Below are 14,739 nucleotides of genomic sequence, written 5' to 3' on the forward strand. Positions count from 1 at the left end.
CCCTGCGGCTCCGGACCTGCGGCCCTTAACCTCGCTGCAGACGGTCACTCGCCGGCTCATTCTTCAATAGGCACGCCGTCAGGGCTTGCGCCCCTCCGACTGGCTGTAGGCACACGGCTTCAGGTTCTCTTTCACTCCCCTCCCGGGGTGCTTTTCACCTTTCCCTCACGGTACTGGTGCACTATCGGTCGCTCGGGTATTTAGCCTTGGAGGGTGGTCCCCCCCAGCTTCCCACGGGGTTCCACGTGCCCCGTGGTACTCGGGAACGCAGCAACGGAGGCCTTCCGCTTTCGCCTACGGGGCTGTTACCCTCTCTGGCCGGCCTTTCCAGACCGCTTCGGCTAGCGGACGGCTTGCTCACTCCGCCGGAGCCCTGCCAAGCTCCGCTCCTGCGCCCCGCAACCCCCGGACGGCAACGGTGGCAGCCTTCTCCACCGCCCGGGTTTGGGCTCCTCCCCTTTCGCTCGCCGCTACTCGGGGAATCTCGGTTGATTTCTTTTCCTCGCGGTACTGAGATGTTTCAGTTCCCGCGGTTCCCCTCCCGAACCTATGGATTCAGTCCGGGATGACGGGGCATTCCCCCCGCCGGGTTTCCCCATTCGGGCATCCCCGGATCAACGCCTGCTTGCGGCTCCCCGAGGCTTTTCGCAGCTTACCACGCCCTTCATCGGCCCTTCGCGCCGAGGCATCCACCGTGTGCCCTTCCTACCTTCTCGCCCTCGCACGCCACCCACCCGCCGCAGCGCCAACCGCTGCCCCGCGGGTGCTGCGCACAAGGCGCGCACACCGGCTTCCCGCGTCACGCTCTCCTGCTTCCCCTATGCCGCTGTCAAGGTGCAAAACCCTCGGCCCAAAGAACCGCCCCCGAGGGGGCGGCTCCTGGTTTATGTGGAGACGAGCGGATTCGAACCGCCGACCTCCGGCTTGCAAAGCCGGCGCTCTCCCAGCTAAGCTACGTCCCCACATAAAAGGGCTCAAAGGGACGGTGGGGATAGGTAGATTCGAACTACCGACCTCACCCTTATCAGGGGTGCGCTCTGACCACCTGAGCTATATCCCCACGCCCGTGACCGGGCTTTTATTATAGCACCGGTCGCCCCGCCGGCCAACCACCGGCCCCGCACCGGGCGACCCGGTCCTTGAAAACCGAGCAGCGCGCTTCGTCGAGGCAGGATCGACCTGGAGTGGGCCGGTGCGGTGCACCGGCGGGCACTCCTTAGAAAGGAGGTGATCCAGCCCCACGTTCCCGTAGGGCTACCTTGTTACGACTTCACCCCAGTCACCGGCCCCACCTTCGACGGCTCCCTCCCTTTCGGGTTGGGCCACCGGCTTCGGGTGTTGCCAGCTCCCGTGGTGTGACGGGCGGTGTGTACAAGGCCCGGGAACGTATTCACCGCGGCATTCTGATCCGCGATTACTAGCGATTCCGGCTTCACGCAGGCGAGTTGCAGCCTGCGATCCGAACTGGGACCGGCTTTTAGGGATTGGCTCCCCCTCGCGGGTTCGCAACCCGTTGTACCGGCCATTGTAGCACGTGTGTAGCCCTGGGCATAAGGGCCATGATGATTTGACGTCATCCCCACCTTCCTCCGGTTTGTCACCGGCAGTCCCCTGTGAGTGCCCGGCCAAGCCGCTGGCAACACAGGGCGGGGGTTGCGCTCGTTGCGGGACTTAACCCAACATCTCACGACACGAGCTGACGACAACCATGCAGCACCTGTCACCGCGCTCCCCGAAGGGCACCCCGGCCTTTCGGCCAGGTTCGCGGTGATGTCAAGCCCAGGTAAGGTTCTTCGCGTTGCTTCGAATTAAACCACATGCTCCACCGCTTGTGCGGGCCCCCGTCAATTCCTTTGAGTTTCAGCCTTGCGGCCGTACTCCCCAGGCGGGGTGCTTAGTGCGTTAGCTCCGGCACGGAAGGGGTCGATACCTCCCACACCTAGCACCCATCGTTTACGGCGTGGACTACCGGGGTATCTAATCCCGTTCGCTCCCACGCTGTCGCGCCTCAGCGTCAGGGCCAGGCCAGGCAGCCGCCTTCGCCACTGGTGTTCCTCCCGATCTCTACGCATTTCACCGCTCCACCGGGAATTCCGCTGCCCTCTCCTGCCCTCAAGCCCGGCAGTTTCGAATGCACCTCCCCGGTTGAGCCGGGACCTTTCACATCCGACTTGCCAGGCCGCCTACGCGCCCTTTACGCCCAGTGATTCCGGACAACGCTCGCCCCCTACGTCTTACCGCGGCTGCTGGCACGTAGTTAGCCGGGGCTTCCTCCTCCGGTACCGTCAGCAAGAGGCCTTTCAGCCCCTCACCTTCGTCCCGGACGACAGGGGTTTACACCCCGAAGGGCTTCCTCCCCCACGCGGCGTCGCTGCGTCAGGCTTTCGCCCATTGCGCAAGATTCCCGACTGCTGCCTCCCGTAGGAGTCTGGGCCGTGTCTCAGTCCCAGTGTGGCCGGCCACCCTCTCAGGCCGGCTACCCGTCGTCGCCTTGGTGGGCCGTTACCCCACCAACCAGCTGATGGGCCGCGGGCCCCTCCGGCAGCGACCGCCTCACGACGGCCTTTCTTCCACACCCCATGCGGAGCGCGGACCGTATGCGGTATTAGCCCCAGTTTCCCAGGGTTATCCCCCACTGCCGGGCAGGTTGCCCACGTGTTACTCACCCGTCCGCCGCTAGGAGACCGGAGAGCAAGCTCCCCAGTCCCCCCGCTCGACTTGCATGTCTTATGCACGCCGCCAGCGTTCGTCCTGAGCCAGGATCAAACTCTCCTCCGGAAAGTTCCCTTCCCGCAAGAGAGTCCTCTCGCGGCTCGCGCTCTTTTCGCGTTGCCCGGCCACCGCCACCCCCGCGCAACCGCGCAGCGGCACGGTGACCACCAGGCTCGCAAGGCCTGCCTCTCCACGCGCTGCTCCGTTTTCAAGGACCAGGTTGCGCCGCCGGTTGCGGCGCCGCCGGTGTCGCACCGGCAGGTTTGAAATTTATCAGGCTCCTTCGGGGCCGTCAAGCCCCTGCCGCTGCCGTTTCCGGCCACGGCCGCCGCATCGGTGCAACCCGGCCGCACGCTCCCTGGCGTACGCGGCCCGGCTGCCGCCGCCTGGCGCCCCGCCCTTCGAGCCGGGCGCCGGCGGCGCGGGCGCGTCGCGCGCCGCCCGACCGGCAACGGTGAGTATAACGCCGGTCCGGCGGCGCGTCAAGCCACCCGGGAGCCGGCAAGGAACGGGCCTAATCCCGGGGACGCATCAGCGGGAACAGGATGACGTCGCGGATCGACGGGTTGTCGGTCAGCAGCATCACCAGCCGGTCGATGCCGATGCCCAGGCCGCCCGTGGCGGGCAGGCCGATCTCCAGCGCGTGGATGTAGTCCTCATCCATCTGATGGGCTTCCTCGTCACCCCGCGCCCGGGCCGCCAGCTGCTCTTCGAACCGCTGCCGCTGGTCGTCGGGGTCGTTGAGCTCGCTGAAGGCGTTGGCGATCTCCATCCCCGCCACCATGGCCTCGAAACGGTAGGTCAGATGGGGACGGTCGGGTATGCGGCGCGCCAGGGGCGACAGGACCACCGGATAGTCGTAGAGGAAGGTGGGCTGGACCAGCCGGGGCTGGACGTACACGTCCACCAGCTCATCCAGGACCGCCGCGGGTGTCGGGTCCCTGGTCAGCTCCAGCGCGCGCTCGCGGGCAACGCGCCGGGCACCCTCGTCGGTCAGCACGTCCTCCAGGCGCACGCCCGCCATGCTCTCCAGGGCCTCGGCGAAGGACAGTCGGCGCCAGGGCGGTGTGAAGTCGATGGCCTGGCCCTGGTAGTGCACCACAGGCGACCCGTGCACGGCCTGGGCCACATGGCTCACCAGCTGTTCCGTCAGCTCCATCATGCCCTCGTAGTCGCTGAAGGCCTGATACAGCTCCAGCATGGTGAACTCGGGGTTGTGCCGGGTCGAGATGCCTTCATTCCGGAAGACCCGGCCGATCTCGTAGACCCGTTCCATGCCCCCGACGATCAGCCGCTTGAGGTGCAGCTCCAGGGCGATGCGCAGGTAGAGGTCCAGGTCCAGCGCGTTGTGGTGGGTGACGAAGGGGCGCGCCGCGGCACCGCCATAGATGAGGTGCAGCACGGGCGTCTCCACCTCGTAAAACCCCCGCTGGTCCAGAAAGGCACGGATCTCCCGGATGATGCGCGAGCGCAGCCTGAAGGTCTCCAGCACCTGGGGGTTCACGATGAGATCCACATACCGCTGGCGGTAACGCAGATCGACGTTCTGCAGGCCGTGCCACTTTTCCGGCAGGGGATAAAGGGACTTGCCCAGCAGGACGAACCCGGTGACCTCGACGCTGATCTCGCCGCGGCGGGTGCGAATTACCGTCCCCTCCGCCCCGACCCAGTCACCCCGGTCCAGTTCCAGGAAGGCTGAATAGGTGTCCTCGGCCAGCGGCCCCACCCGGGCCAGCAGCTGAATCCGGCCGCTGGCATCCTGCAGGTCCGCAAAGGCGGCCCGGCCGTGCCGGCGCAGGGCCATGAGGCGCCCGGCCACCCGAACCGGGTGCCCCTCCAGTTCGGCGAACCGGTCGACGATCTCGCGGGCGTGGTGGGTCACGTCATAGCGCCGGCCGAAGGGATCGACGCCCCGCTGCCGCCAGAACTCCAGCTTGGCGCGGCGGGCGCGCAGCACCTCCTGCAGGCGGGCACCCTCGCCGGTTCCACCCGTTGCGTCCGCGCCGGACGGTACCTCCCGGCCGGCAGCCCCGTTCGCACCGGAGACCGCCTCCGTACTGCTCGCCGCGCCCTGGGCCGGCGGAGGCCCGGCCTCTGCACCCCGGCCGTCCACGCCCCGCAAGCCGGCCCCTCCGGCACCCGCGACGGGGCCCGTCACGCCCTCATCGACCACGGCCTGTCCCTCCCGAGCCGAATACAAATGGCGCCAGTCCTGCCAGGACCGGCGCGAAGCATGACAACCGTCGGCATCCTGCTGGCGGATCCCCGCCGTGCACCTTGCCGGGGGCCGTGGGGCGGATGGACGCCGGCCGCCCGAGCCTGCGCGAGTCGCCGGGCCCATCGACGGCCGGCCCCCGGCCCGTACGTTCCCTGCCCGGGGTCCGCCCTACCCGGCCCTCTCGATGCGGACGATCTCGTAACGCAAGGTGCCCGCCGGAACCTTCACCTCCACCACGTCGCCCACGGAGTGGCCAAACAGCGCCTTGCCCACGGGCGACTGGTAGGAGATGCGCAGGGCGGCGGGATCGGCCTCGTTGGACCCGACGATGGTGTACTGCACTTCCTCGCCGGTGTCCACGTCCTTGAGGTAAACGGTGGACCCGATGTTGACCTTGGTCGGGTCGATCTCGTCGTCGTTGACGATGCGCGCGTTGCGCAGCATCTTCTCCAGCTCGATGATGCGCCCTTCCACAAAGGCCTGTTCGTTCTTGGCTTCCTCGTACTCCGAATTCTCGGAAATATCCCCGAACTCGCGGGCCTGCTTGATGCGCTGCGCCACCTCGCGGCGCTTGACCGACTTCAGGTACTGGAGTTCTTCCTCCAGCTTGCGCAGGCCTTCCGCCGAGAGCAGCAGCTCCTTATCCATCGTCCCCCATTCGCTCCTTCCAAGCCGGCCCTTCCAAGGCGACCGCCCCCCGGCAGGAACCCCGTCCCGGCAGGGACCGGGATCCAGCTGGCGAGCGGTGTTGTATTATATGTGGCCACCCCGTGACTGTCAAACCATGCCGCCGGGACCGGTCCATCCCTCCGCTCGTTGCGCGTCCCGGCCGAGGCATCCTCCCCGCCGCCGCGGCAACCGGGCCGAAGGCGGCCGCCTCCGGGCACCGGGATGCAGGGTACCCCGCAACCGCCGGGGGCTTGCATGCCCCTGTCACCCCCGGCCTTCCGGCCATCCGGCCGGGCGGCCCGGGCACCGCCACGGCCCGGGAACCGTCCCTGGGCCGGCACCCGCCGGCCTCACCGTCCAGGGCCTTGCCCGGCCACCCCCTAGGCCGGGCTCGCCTGAAGCTGTTCGATGCGCGGGCGGAAGTTCAGCGCATCCAGCATCCGCTCGTAATCGGCCGGGCCGAGTTCGTCCGGACGGCGGCCTGAAAGGGCCACCAGCACCGCCTCCATCACGTTGGTGCCGAAGGACCGGCCTTCCAGCTCGGGCGTGGTGGTGACCAGCATCCGCACCCCCCGTTGCCGCAGCAAGGCCACGTCTTCGGGCGTTACCGTATTGGTCAGGATGACCTTGCCGGGCAGGGCGGAGGGCATGTGGCGCCGGATGTAGTGCCAGTCCCCGGCGATGACGTCGGCCCAGGCGAAGAACTTGCCATGCTTTGGTACCGTCTGCTCCTGCTTCTCGCCCGTGGGGTAGAGGACACTCAGCGGCAGCCTGGTGGCGATGGGCGCGATGACCCGCGCGAGGCGCTCCAGGGCGTCGAGGCTGCGCAGGGGGACGGGGATGCCCAGGGCGAAGATGAGGTCGCCCAGGATCAGCTGGCAACCGGTTTCGGCCAGGGCTTCCGCCATCCCGAAGCGGTCGACGGCCACGGTCACCAGGACGCGGGAACGGGGAAAGTCGATGACCCCTTCGCGGGCCAGCTGGCGCACCACCCGCCGTTCCAGGGTGTTCTTCAGGCCGCTGCCGTCCACGATGGGGGTCTTCCGCGCCGCCCGCGCCAGCGGCAGGGAGGCGCGCAGCACGTACCGGCGGCGCCCCGCAACGAGGAAGAGGTCGGTGCCCCCCATGCCGAAGGCATCGACCTGGCCGTCCAGCTGGCGGATCAGCTCCACCGCCTTGCGGATGTCGCCGTCGGTGCCGATCCGCTGGATCTCCAGGGTCTCGCCCAGGAGCTCCAGGCGCACCTTGTGATCGCGCCGGGACGAGCCCAGGCTGACGCTGACGATCCGCTTCAAAATCAATGCCTCCCGTCGCCCGGCGGCCCCCCAGGCCGGGTGGGCACGGCGCCCGGCAGGGATCCGATCCCCCCTTCGCCTCCCACCCCGGCCGGTTCCTCCCTGAGTTATTCTTCGGACGAGTCGCCGGAGAGGATGTCGCTGCGCACCGCAGCCATCTCCAGGACCGGCTCCGCCACGTAGATGGGTGCGTCAGCCCGCAGGGCAACGGCGATGGCATCGCTGGGACGGGCGTCGACCTCCATGATGCCGTGCTCCGTCTGGATGTCGATCTGCCCGATGAAGGTCTCGTCCCGCAGGTCGTGGACCACGACCCGGACGATCTCGCCCTGCATCCGCCGGACCAGGTTGACGATCAGATCGTGGGTGAGGGGCCGGGGAGGCTGCATACCCTGCAGTTGCAACGCGATCGCACTGGCCTCGGCCAGGCCCACGGCGATGACCAGCAGGCGGTCCCCGTCGGCTTCCTTGAGCACGACCACGTTGCCGTCCGAACCCTGGACCATCCCCACGCTGAGGACCTTCATCTCGACCAAGGCCCGTTCCCCCTCTCGGCCGGCCCCGCGGCCGGCACCCGCCCGGCCGTCGCCGGCCCGGCGGGACCACGGCACCGGCCCGGCCGCCATGACCCGGCGGCCTCCGGCGCCACGTGTAACGACAGAGTTTCGATCCCTTCCGGTTGATTCCTTTAGCCAGTTTATGCGTAGCCTGGCAAGGCCCTGCCGGCGCGCCCCTTCATCCCGGCGGCCCCTCATCCGGCCCCTCGTCCCGCCCCGCCGCCCGCCCCGGGATCCTGCACCCGCCGGGCGCGTTCCCGCTGGCGCTGGTAGATCCAGCGCAGTCCCTTCAGGGTGAGGTGCGGGTCCACATGCTGGATGCGCCGGGACTCGGGGGCGATCAGTCCCGCCAGCCCCCCCGTGGCCACCACGGGGGCCGGACACCCCAGTTCGGACTGGATCCGGTCGACCACGGCGTCGATCTGGCCCGCATACCCGTACAGCACCCCGGCCCGCAGGGCCTCCACCGTGCTCCGCCCGATGGCCCGCCGGGGCCGGGCCAGCTCGATGCGGGAAAGCCGCGCGGCCCGCCCGAAGAGGGCATCCAGGGAAATGGCCACTCCCGGCGCGATGGCGCCCCCCAGGTAGACCCCTTCGGGGGACACCACCTCCCATTTGGTGGCGGTTCCCAGGTCGACCACGATGACCGGCGCCCCGTACTCCGCACGCGCGGCCACCGCGTTGGCGATGCGGTCCGCGCCCAGCTCCCGCGGGTTTTCGTAGGCCACGGGCATGCCCGTGTCCGTTTCCGGCCCCAGCACCAGCGGCTCCAGGCCCAGGTCGCGCCGCACCATGGTCACCACCGGCACCAGGGCCGGCGGCACCACCGAGCAGATGGCCACGGCGGTGATCCGGGCCGGCTCGAGCCCCCGGGACCGCATCAGGGCCGCTAGGGTGACGGCAAACTCGTCCGCGGTCCGCTCGCCGTTGGTCGCCAGGCGCCACCCGGCCAGCTGCTGGCGATCGTCATAAAGGCTCAGCTTGGTATGGGTGTTGCCGATGTCGATGGCCAGCAGCACCGCCGGCATCGCCTCCTGCACGGCGCCCCGGGCCGGCTGAGCGGCCAGGGTCGGGCCGCCCCGCCGCGTCCACCGCGGGAATCCCGCCCAGGGGCGTCGCCCGCAGGGCAGCCCGCAGCGCCGCCTCCGCAGTGACCTGGGCGGCGGCCACGGCCAGGGCCATGCGGCCCGCCATGTCGGGCACCTGGCGGTGCCGCGCGGTGGACAGGGCGAACACCACGTCGCCGTCGACCCAGGTGTGCACGGGGTCGATCACCCGCGCCAGGCCGGTCTGGGCCACCTGGGCGACGCGGTAGAGATCGTCCCGGGCCAGGGGCGCGTCCGTCGCCACCACCACCAGGGAGGTGTGGGACATGCCCGGCCCGCCTTCCGCCGCCCCCGGCCAGGACGGGGCCGACACCACCGGCGGCGGGCCCACCAGCCAGCGTCCCGATGCGGGATCCCGCACGCCTCCGTAACAATTTAGCACGACCAGGGCCCCCACGGTCCAACCAGCGGGGAGGAACCGGGCGGCGGAGCCGACGCCACCCTTGCGTGCCCCCTGGGGGCCCATCACCATGCCGATGACTGCCCCGGTCCCGGCGCCCACGCTGCCCTCCTGCACCGGCTCCCGGCTGGCCGCCTGGCAGGCGGCGTAGCCCATGGCGGCGTCGGGCCGCGCCCGGGGATCGCCCACCGCCAGGTCGAAGAGGATGGCCGCCGGGACGATGGGCACGCGGGCCACCCCGGTGTCGAAGCCGTAGCCGCGTTCTTCCAGCCAGGCCATGACGCCCTGGGCCGCCGCCAGCCCGAAGGCGCTGCCCCCCGCCAGGCAGATCCCGTGCACCTGTTGCACCAGCCGGCCCGGACCCAGCAGGTCGGTCTCCCGCGTGCCGGGCGCCCCGCCGCGCACGTCGGCAGCGCAGGCGGCTCCCTCGGGGCAGAGGATCACCGTGCAGCCCGTCAGCCCCTCCGGATCACTGGCATGGCCGACCCACAGCCCTTCGACCCGCGTCAGGGTACCGTCCCCTGCGCCCGCATCCCGGCCCGTTCCGGTCGAACCGGCCTCCCCGCCCGCCGGGGAGCTGGCTGCCCCGGCCGCCGGGGCACCGGCCTCCTGGCCCGGCGGGCGGCCGGAACCGCCGGGTTCCCGGCCGCCATCAGGTGTCCGCTCCGCCGTCACGCCCCTCGCCCCCTTCCCCCGCGCAGGTGGCGGCCAGGCAGGCTATTCGCCGCTCGTGGGCGGCGATTCCTGTCGCTGCCACCAGGCGGGGGCCGGTTCTTCCAGCCAGACCCCGGAAGGATCGGCGGCCGCGCACAGGTCGGCCACCCTGCCGTGGCCCGGCACCACCGTCCCCGGTGCCAGCTCGGCCCACGGGATCAGGACGAAGGCCCGCTCGGCCGCCCGGGGGTGGGGAACGATCAGGCGCGGCGGATCGTGGATCACCCTGCCGCCGTACCACAGAAGGTCGATGTCCAGGGTGCGGGGCCCCCAGCGCCGCAGCCGGACCCGGCCTGCCCGGCGCTCCAGCTCCAGCATCCGGTCCAGCAGCTGCCCGGGCGGCAGGGTGGTGTCCACGGCCACCACCGTGTTGAGGAAGTCGGGCTGGTCGGTGACACCTACGGGCCGGGAGCCGTACAGGGATGCCACCCCGGTGACGGTGATGCCCGGCTCTTGCGCGAGGGCCGCCACCGCCCACCGCAGCTGCTCCCGGGGCCGCCCCAGGTTGGCGCCCAGACCCAGGTAGGCCCGCACGGGCGCCGGCTCGTCAGATCCAGGACGAACGCGGCTCACGGCCCCGCCACACCTCCACCGCCGCGCCCTGGGAGGGGCCGGGCAGCGGCGCCTCCGGCTTGGCCACACGGACCCGCACCCAGCCGACAGGAAAGGCGGCCAGGAGATCGTCGGCGACGGCGCAGGCCAGGGTTTCGATCAGCCGGCGGTGGGGACCCTCCAGGATCCGCGCCACCCTGCGGTGGACCTCGGCGTAATCGATGGTGAAGGACAGGTCGTCCCGGGCCGCGGCCGCGGTCACGTCGACGCCCAGGTCCACGTCCACCAGGAAGGGCTGGGGGGTGGTGTGCTCCTCGGGCAGCACGCCGTGGCAGGCCACAAAGCGCAGGCCCCGCAGCTGGATCACACCGGCGCCGCGGACCGCCGGAGCCCCGCCGGGCGCTGCGGGGGCCGGTTCGTCCCAGTGGGGGTGGCGGACCACCGCATCGGCCATGCGCACCAGGCGCACCATGGGCACCACGTCGTGAACGCGGACCAGGTCGACCCCGCGGGCCACGGCCAGGGCCACGGTGGCCGCCGTCCCTTCCAGCCGCTGGTCGACGGGCAGGTCCAGCACCCGGCCGATGGTGCTCTTGCGGGAGGTCCCCAGCAACACGGGCGCACCCAGAACCTGTAGCCGGGGCAGCTGCCGCACCAGGTCCAGGTTCTGCTCGGGGGTCTTGCCGAAGCCGAAGCCCGGGTCGACGATGACCATCTCCCGCGGCAGGCCGGCGGCCGTGGCCCGGTCGACGGCCGCCCGTAAGAAGCCCAGCACCTCGCCCCAGAAGTCCACATAGGCCGTATCTCCGTGGGGCCGGGCGTGCATGGCCACCACGGGCACCCGGTAGGCGGCCGCCACCTGAGCCATGGCGGGGTCGCGGTGCAGGCCGCCCACGTCGTTGATCATCGCCGCCCCTTCCTCCAGGGCGGCCCGCGCCACCTCCGCCTTGTACGTATCGACGGAGATGGGCACGTCCAGCCGGGGCGCCAGGCGCCGGATCACGGGCAGCAGGCGGCGCCGCTCCTCGTCCGCCGGCACGGGCACCGCCCCGGGCCGGGTGGATTCGGCCCCGATGTCGATGATGTCCGCGCCGGCCTCCGCCATGGCCAGGGCATGCTCCTCCGCCGCTGCCGGGTCCAGGTAACGGCCGCCGTCCGAGAACGAATCGGGCGTCACGTTGAGGATTCCCATCACGTAGGTCCGGCTGCCCCAGACGAACCGGCGGTCGCCCCAGGCCAGCCCCCCGGGGATCACTTGCCACGACCGGCTCACCGCGGTTCCACCTCCTCCGGGCCGGCGCCCGGCCGGCCCGCTTGCACGCCGCCGCCCCCATCGCCGGGTCCCCCGGGGATCGGGCGTTCTCCCGTGGTGGTAAGGGGTCCGGGGGCGGGCGGGTCCTCGCCAGCGGGGGGGTCTCCGGCGGCGGCCGGGCCTCCCTCCGTGGTGAGGTCCCCGGCCGCGGTCCCATCCCTCCTAGCAGGGAGGTCCCCGGCGGCGGGCAGGGGCAGCTGCCGCCGGGCCAGGAGCGCCGCGACTGCGGCCATGTCGGGCGCCAGCTCCCGGTCGCCGTCCAGGGGCGGCACCACCGCCCGCACCGCCTCATAGACGGCTTGCGTCGCCGGCGACAGCCCGGCCGGCCCCACCAGGTCCAGGGCCTGGGCGGCACACAAAAGCTCGATGGCCAGCACCTGGCGCGTGTGCTCGACCACCCGCCAGAGCTTCAGGGCGGCGGTCATGCCCATGGACACGTGGTCCTCCTGGTTGGCCGAGGAAGGGATGGAATCGACGCTGGCCGGCACGGCGAGCGTCTTGTTCTCGGACACCAGGGCCGCGGCGGTGTACTGGGCCAGCATGAGGCCGGAGTTGAGCCCGCCGTGGCGGGTCAGGAAGGCCGGCAGGCCGCTCAGCTGGGGGTTGACCAGCCGCTCGACGCGGCGCTCGGCGATGCCGGCCAGCTCGGCCAGGGCCATGGCGGCGTAGTCCAGCACCAGGGCCACGGGCTCGCCGTGGAAGTTGCCGCCGGAGAGGACGTCCCCCGTCGCGCCACGGGCGCCGCTGGCGTTGCCGGCGCTGGACGTACCCGGGGCGGCCCCGCCGGCGGCGGCAGCGCGGGGGGCGAAGACGCCGGCCGCGCCGCCGGGCTCGTCCCCCGGGCCGGGTTCGTCGGGAAAGATCAGGGGGTTGTCGGTCACGCTGTTGGCCTCGACGGCCAGCACCCGGGTGGCATGGGCCAGCGCATCCCGCACCGCCCCGTGCACCTGGGGCATGCAGCGCAGGCTGTAGGCGTCCTGGACCCGCAGCTGGCCGGGCTCGGTGACCAGGCGGCTGCCCGCCAGAAGCCGGCGCAGGTGGGCGGCGGCCGCCTGCTGGCCCGGGTGGGGCCGCAGGGCGTGGATCCGGGGGTCGAAGGCGGCAGGGATGCCGCGCAGGGCCTGCAGGGTCAGCGCCCCGGCCGCGTCGGCCACGGCAGCCAGGTAGAGCCCTTCCTCCACCGCCAGGCAGCCCAGAGCGGTCATGGCCTGGGTCCCGTTGATCAGCGCCAGCCCTTCTTTGGCCTCCAGCGCCAGCGGCTCCAGGCCCCGGCGGGCAAGGGCGCGTGCGCCGGGAAGAACCTGGCCGTCGACCTCGGCGGCGCCGCGTCCGATGAGCACCAGGGCCAGGTGGGCCAGGGGAGCCAGGTCGCCGCTGGCGCCCAGGGAACCCCTTGAGGGCACCACGGGGTGGATCCGGTGGTTGAGCAGGTCCAGCAGCCGCTCCACCACTTCCGGCCGGACCCCCGAGAAGCCGCGGGCCAGGGCGTTGGCCCGCAGCAGCATCATGGCCCGGACCACCGGCGTGGGCAGGGGTTCACCCACCCCCGCGGCGTGGCTGCGCAGAAGGTTTTCCTGCAGCTGGCGCGCCTGGGCGGGAGGGATCGCCACGTCCGCCAGCTTGCCGAAGCCGGTGGTGATCCCGTAGAGGATCTCCCCCCGGGCCACGGCCGCCTCCACCCGCCGCCGGCTGGCCTCCATGCGCTGCCGGGCCGCCGGGTCGAGGGCGACGGGACGGCTTTCCCGGGCCACCTGGGCGATGGCGGCCAGGGTCAGGCTGCAGCCGTCCAGGACCAGGGCCCGCCGGTCGGAGGTGCCCGTCACCGGCCGCCCTCCTCCGGCCGCGGGGACGGCCCCGCCGGTGGCCGGGCCGTTCCCCCGGGCGGGACAGCCGGCTGGGACCCCGAAACGTCCTCCGCCGGCGGCTGTGCGGCCGCCGGATCGGGGGCCGCCGCCCGCGGCGGGGCGGGTGCGCGAGCGGGCGCCGGCGGGGCGGGTTCAGGGCCGGCCACCGGCAGGGCGGGTTCGGGGCCCGGCGCCAGCCAGCGCCGGGAGCGGGTCAAGCTGACCGCCCCCTCCTCGGTGATCAGCAGGTCGTCTTCGATGCGAACGCCACCCAGGCCGGGCAGGTAGATGCCCGGCTCCACCGTGAAGACCATGCCGGGTTCCAGGACGGTCTCGTCGCCGGGGGCGATGTTGGGCGCCTCGTGGACGTCGAGCCCCAGGCCGTGGCCGGTGCGGTGGGTGAAGTACGGCCCGTAACCGGCCTGCTCGATCACCCGGCGGGCTGCGGCGTCCACCTCCTGCGCCCGCACCCCCGGGCGGGCGGCGGCCCGGGCCGCCGCCTGGGCCAGGTAGACCACGCGGTAGATCTCGGCCTTCCGGGCCGCTCCATGGGGGTCGCCCCCAGGCAGGAGGAAGGTACGGGTGATGTCGGCGGCATAGCCGTCCACCTCGGCCCCCACGTCGACCCAGACCAGGTCCCCCGGCTGGAGGACCCGGTCTTCGGTCTCGGCGTGGGGCACGGCGGAGCGGGGGCCGGAGGCTACGTGGATGCCGAAGGGACTGCGGGTACCCAGTTCCCGCAGGGCCTTTTCAATTTCCCGGGCAATCTGGCTCTCCCGGTACCCCGGCTGGATGAAGGCCATGCCGTGGCCCAGGGCCGTCTCCACCAGCTCCGCCGCCTTGCGGAGGGCCGCCACCTCCGCGGCGTCCTTGCGGGCCCGCAGGGCGCCCAGCACCGGGTCGGCCGGCTGCCAGGACACCCCCGGCAGCGCCGCCGCCGCGGCCCGCCACTCGAACAGCCGGGCGACCTGCTCCTCCATGGCCGCCACCCGCACCGGCCCGCCCAGCCCCCGCGGTCGCCAGGGCGACGGCCCTGGCGACCGCGGGGGCGGGATCGGCTCCGTCGGCGTACGGGCACACCCGGCCGAAGGCCCCGGCCCCGGTGGGGGCGGGGCCTTCGGCCGGGGCGGCCGCAGCAGCCGGGGTGGCCGGGTCAACCGGGGCGGGCCGGGCCGCGGGGGATACGCCGGAGGCGCCGCGCGCAGCCCCACCGACGCCGGACCCCGCAGCCGGCGCCCGGGGTTCCCCAGGCCCTCCTGCCGCCAGGGCCCGCACCAGGGGCGCCTCCGCCACCCGCCCGGCCTCCAGCAGGGGCACGGCGAAGGCGGGCTCGCCGCGCCGCGGTACCACGGCCAGGGCC

At 72.1% G+C, this 14,739-nt stretch carries 10 protein-coding genes, 2 tRNA genes and 2 rRNA genes; all 14 read right to left on the minus strand.

What is annotated here, in order from left to right; genetic code table 11:
* Positions 1-716, minus strand: a 23S ribosomal RNA gene (locus tag THESUDRAFT_RS00005); the annotation flags it as partial.
* 173 nt (positions 717-889) lie between these two features.
* Positions 890-962, minus strand: a tRNA-Ala gene (locus THESUDRAFT_RS00010).
* A 24-nt stretch (positions 963-986) separates the two neighbouring features.
* A tRNA-Ile gene (locus tag THESUDRAFT_RS00015) sits at positions 987-1,060 on the minus strand.
* Positions 1,061-1,220: 160 nt separating this feature from the next.
* Positions 1,221-2,778: ribosomal RNA gene (locus THESUDRAFT_RS00020) — 16S ribosomal RNA — on the minus strand.
* Positions 2,779-3,226: 448 nt separating this feature from the next.
* The gene (lysS, locus tag THESUDRAFT_RS00025) at positions 3,227-4,885 is read right to left on the minus strand and encodes a lysine--tRNA ligase (RefSeq protein WP_006902649.1); all 1,659 of its coding nucleotides are present in this window, start codon (positions 4,883-4,885) and stop codon (positions 3,227-3,229) included.
* A 213-nt stretch (positions 4,886-5,098) separates the two neighbouring features.
* On the minus strand, positions 5,099-5,578 hold the full coding sequence (gene greA, locus THESUDRAFT_RS00030) for a transcription elongation factor GreA (protein ID WP_006902650.1): 480 nt from the start codon (positions 5,576-5,578) through the stop codon (positions 5,099-5,101).
* A 401-nt stretch (positions 5,579-5,979) separates the two neighbouring features.
* Positions 5,980-6,894, minus strand: coding sequence for a hypothetical protein (locus THESUDRAFT_RS00035; protein ID WP_006902651.1), 915 nt, complete (start codon positions 6,892-6,894; stop codon positions 5,980-5,982).
* Positions 6,895-7,001: 107 nt separating this feature from the next.
* Positions 7,002-7,421, minus strand: coding sequence for a bifunctional nuclease family protein (locus THESUDRAFT_RS00040; RefSeq protein WP_242823318.1), 420 nt, complete (start codon positions 7,419-7,421; stop codon positions 7,002-7,004).
* 224 nt (positions 7,422-7,645) lie between these two features.
* Positions 7,646-8,470, minus strand: a complete 825-nt coding sequence (locus THESUDRAFT_RS00045) for a type III pantothenate kinase (RefSeq protein ID WP_006902653.1) — start codon at positions 8,468-8,470, stop codon at positions 7,646-7,648.
* Positions 8,418-9,632: a P1 family peptidase gene (locus tag THESUDRAFT_RS00050; RefSeq protein WP_006902654.1), complete on the minus strand. Its 1,215-nt coding sequence runs from the start codon at positions 9,630-9,632 to the stop codon at positions 8,418-8,420. Before THESUDRAFT_RS00050 ends, THESUDRAFT_RS00045 begins: the two co-directional genes overlap by 53 nt.
* 42 nt (positions 9,633-9,674) lie before the next feature.
* The gene (folK, locus tag THESUDRAFT_RS00055) at positions 9,675-10,244 is read right to left on the minus strand and encodes a 2-amino-4-hydroxy-6-hydroxymethyldihydropteridine diphosphokinase (protein ID WP_006902655.1); all 570 of its coding nucleotides are present in this window, start codon (positions 10,242-10,244) and stop codon (positions 9,675-9,677) included.
* On the minus strand, positions 10,219-11,496 hold the full coding sequence (gene folP, locus THESUDRAFT_RS00060; protein WP_006902656.1) for a dihydropteroate synthase: 1,278 nt from the start codon (positions 11,494-11,496) through the stop codon (positions 10,219-10,221). Before folP ends, folK begins: the two co-directional genes overlap by 26 nt.
* Positions 11,493-13,358: a histidine ammonia-lyase gene (gene hutH / locus THESUDRAFT_RS00065; RefSeq protein WP_006902657.1), complete on the minus strand. Its 1,866-nt coding sequence runs from the start codon at positions 13,356-13,358 to the stop codon at positions 11,493-11,495. Before hutH ends, folP begins: the two co-directional genes overlap by 4 nt.
* Positions 13,355-14,359, minus strand: a complete 1,005-nt coding sequence (locus THESUDRAFT_RS13630) for a M24 family metallopeptidase (RefSeq protein ID WP_242823319.1) — start codon at positions 14,357-14,359, stop codon at positions 13,355-13,357. Before THESUDRAFT_RS13630 ends, hutH begins: the two co-directional genes overlap by 4 nt.
* Positions 14,360-14,739 lie beyond the last annotated feature (380 nt).

Origin of the sequence: Thermaerobacter subterraneus DSM 13965 (assembly GCF_000183545.2) — a bacterium.
Taxonomy (GTDB): domain Bacteria; phylum Bacillota; class Sulfobacillia; order Thermaerobacterales; family Thermaerobacteraceae; genus Thermaerobacter; species Thermaerobacter subterraneus.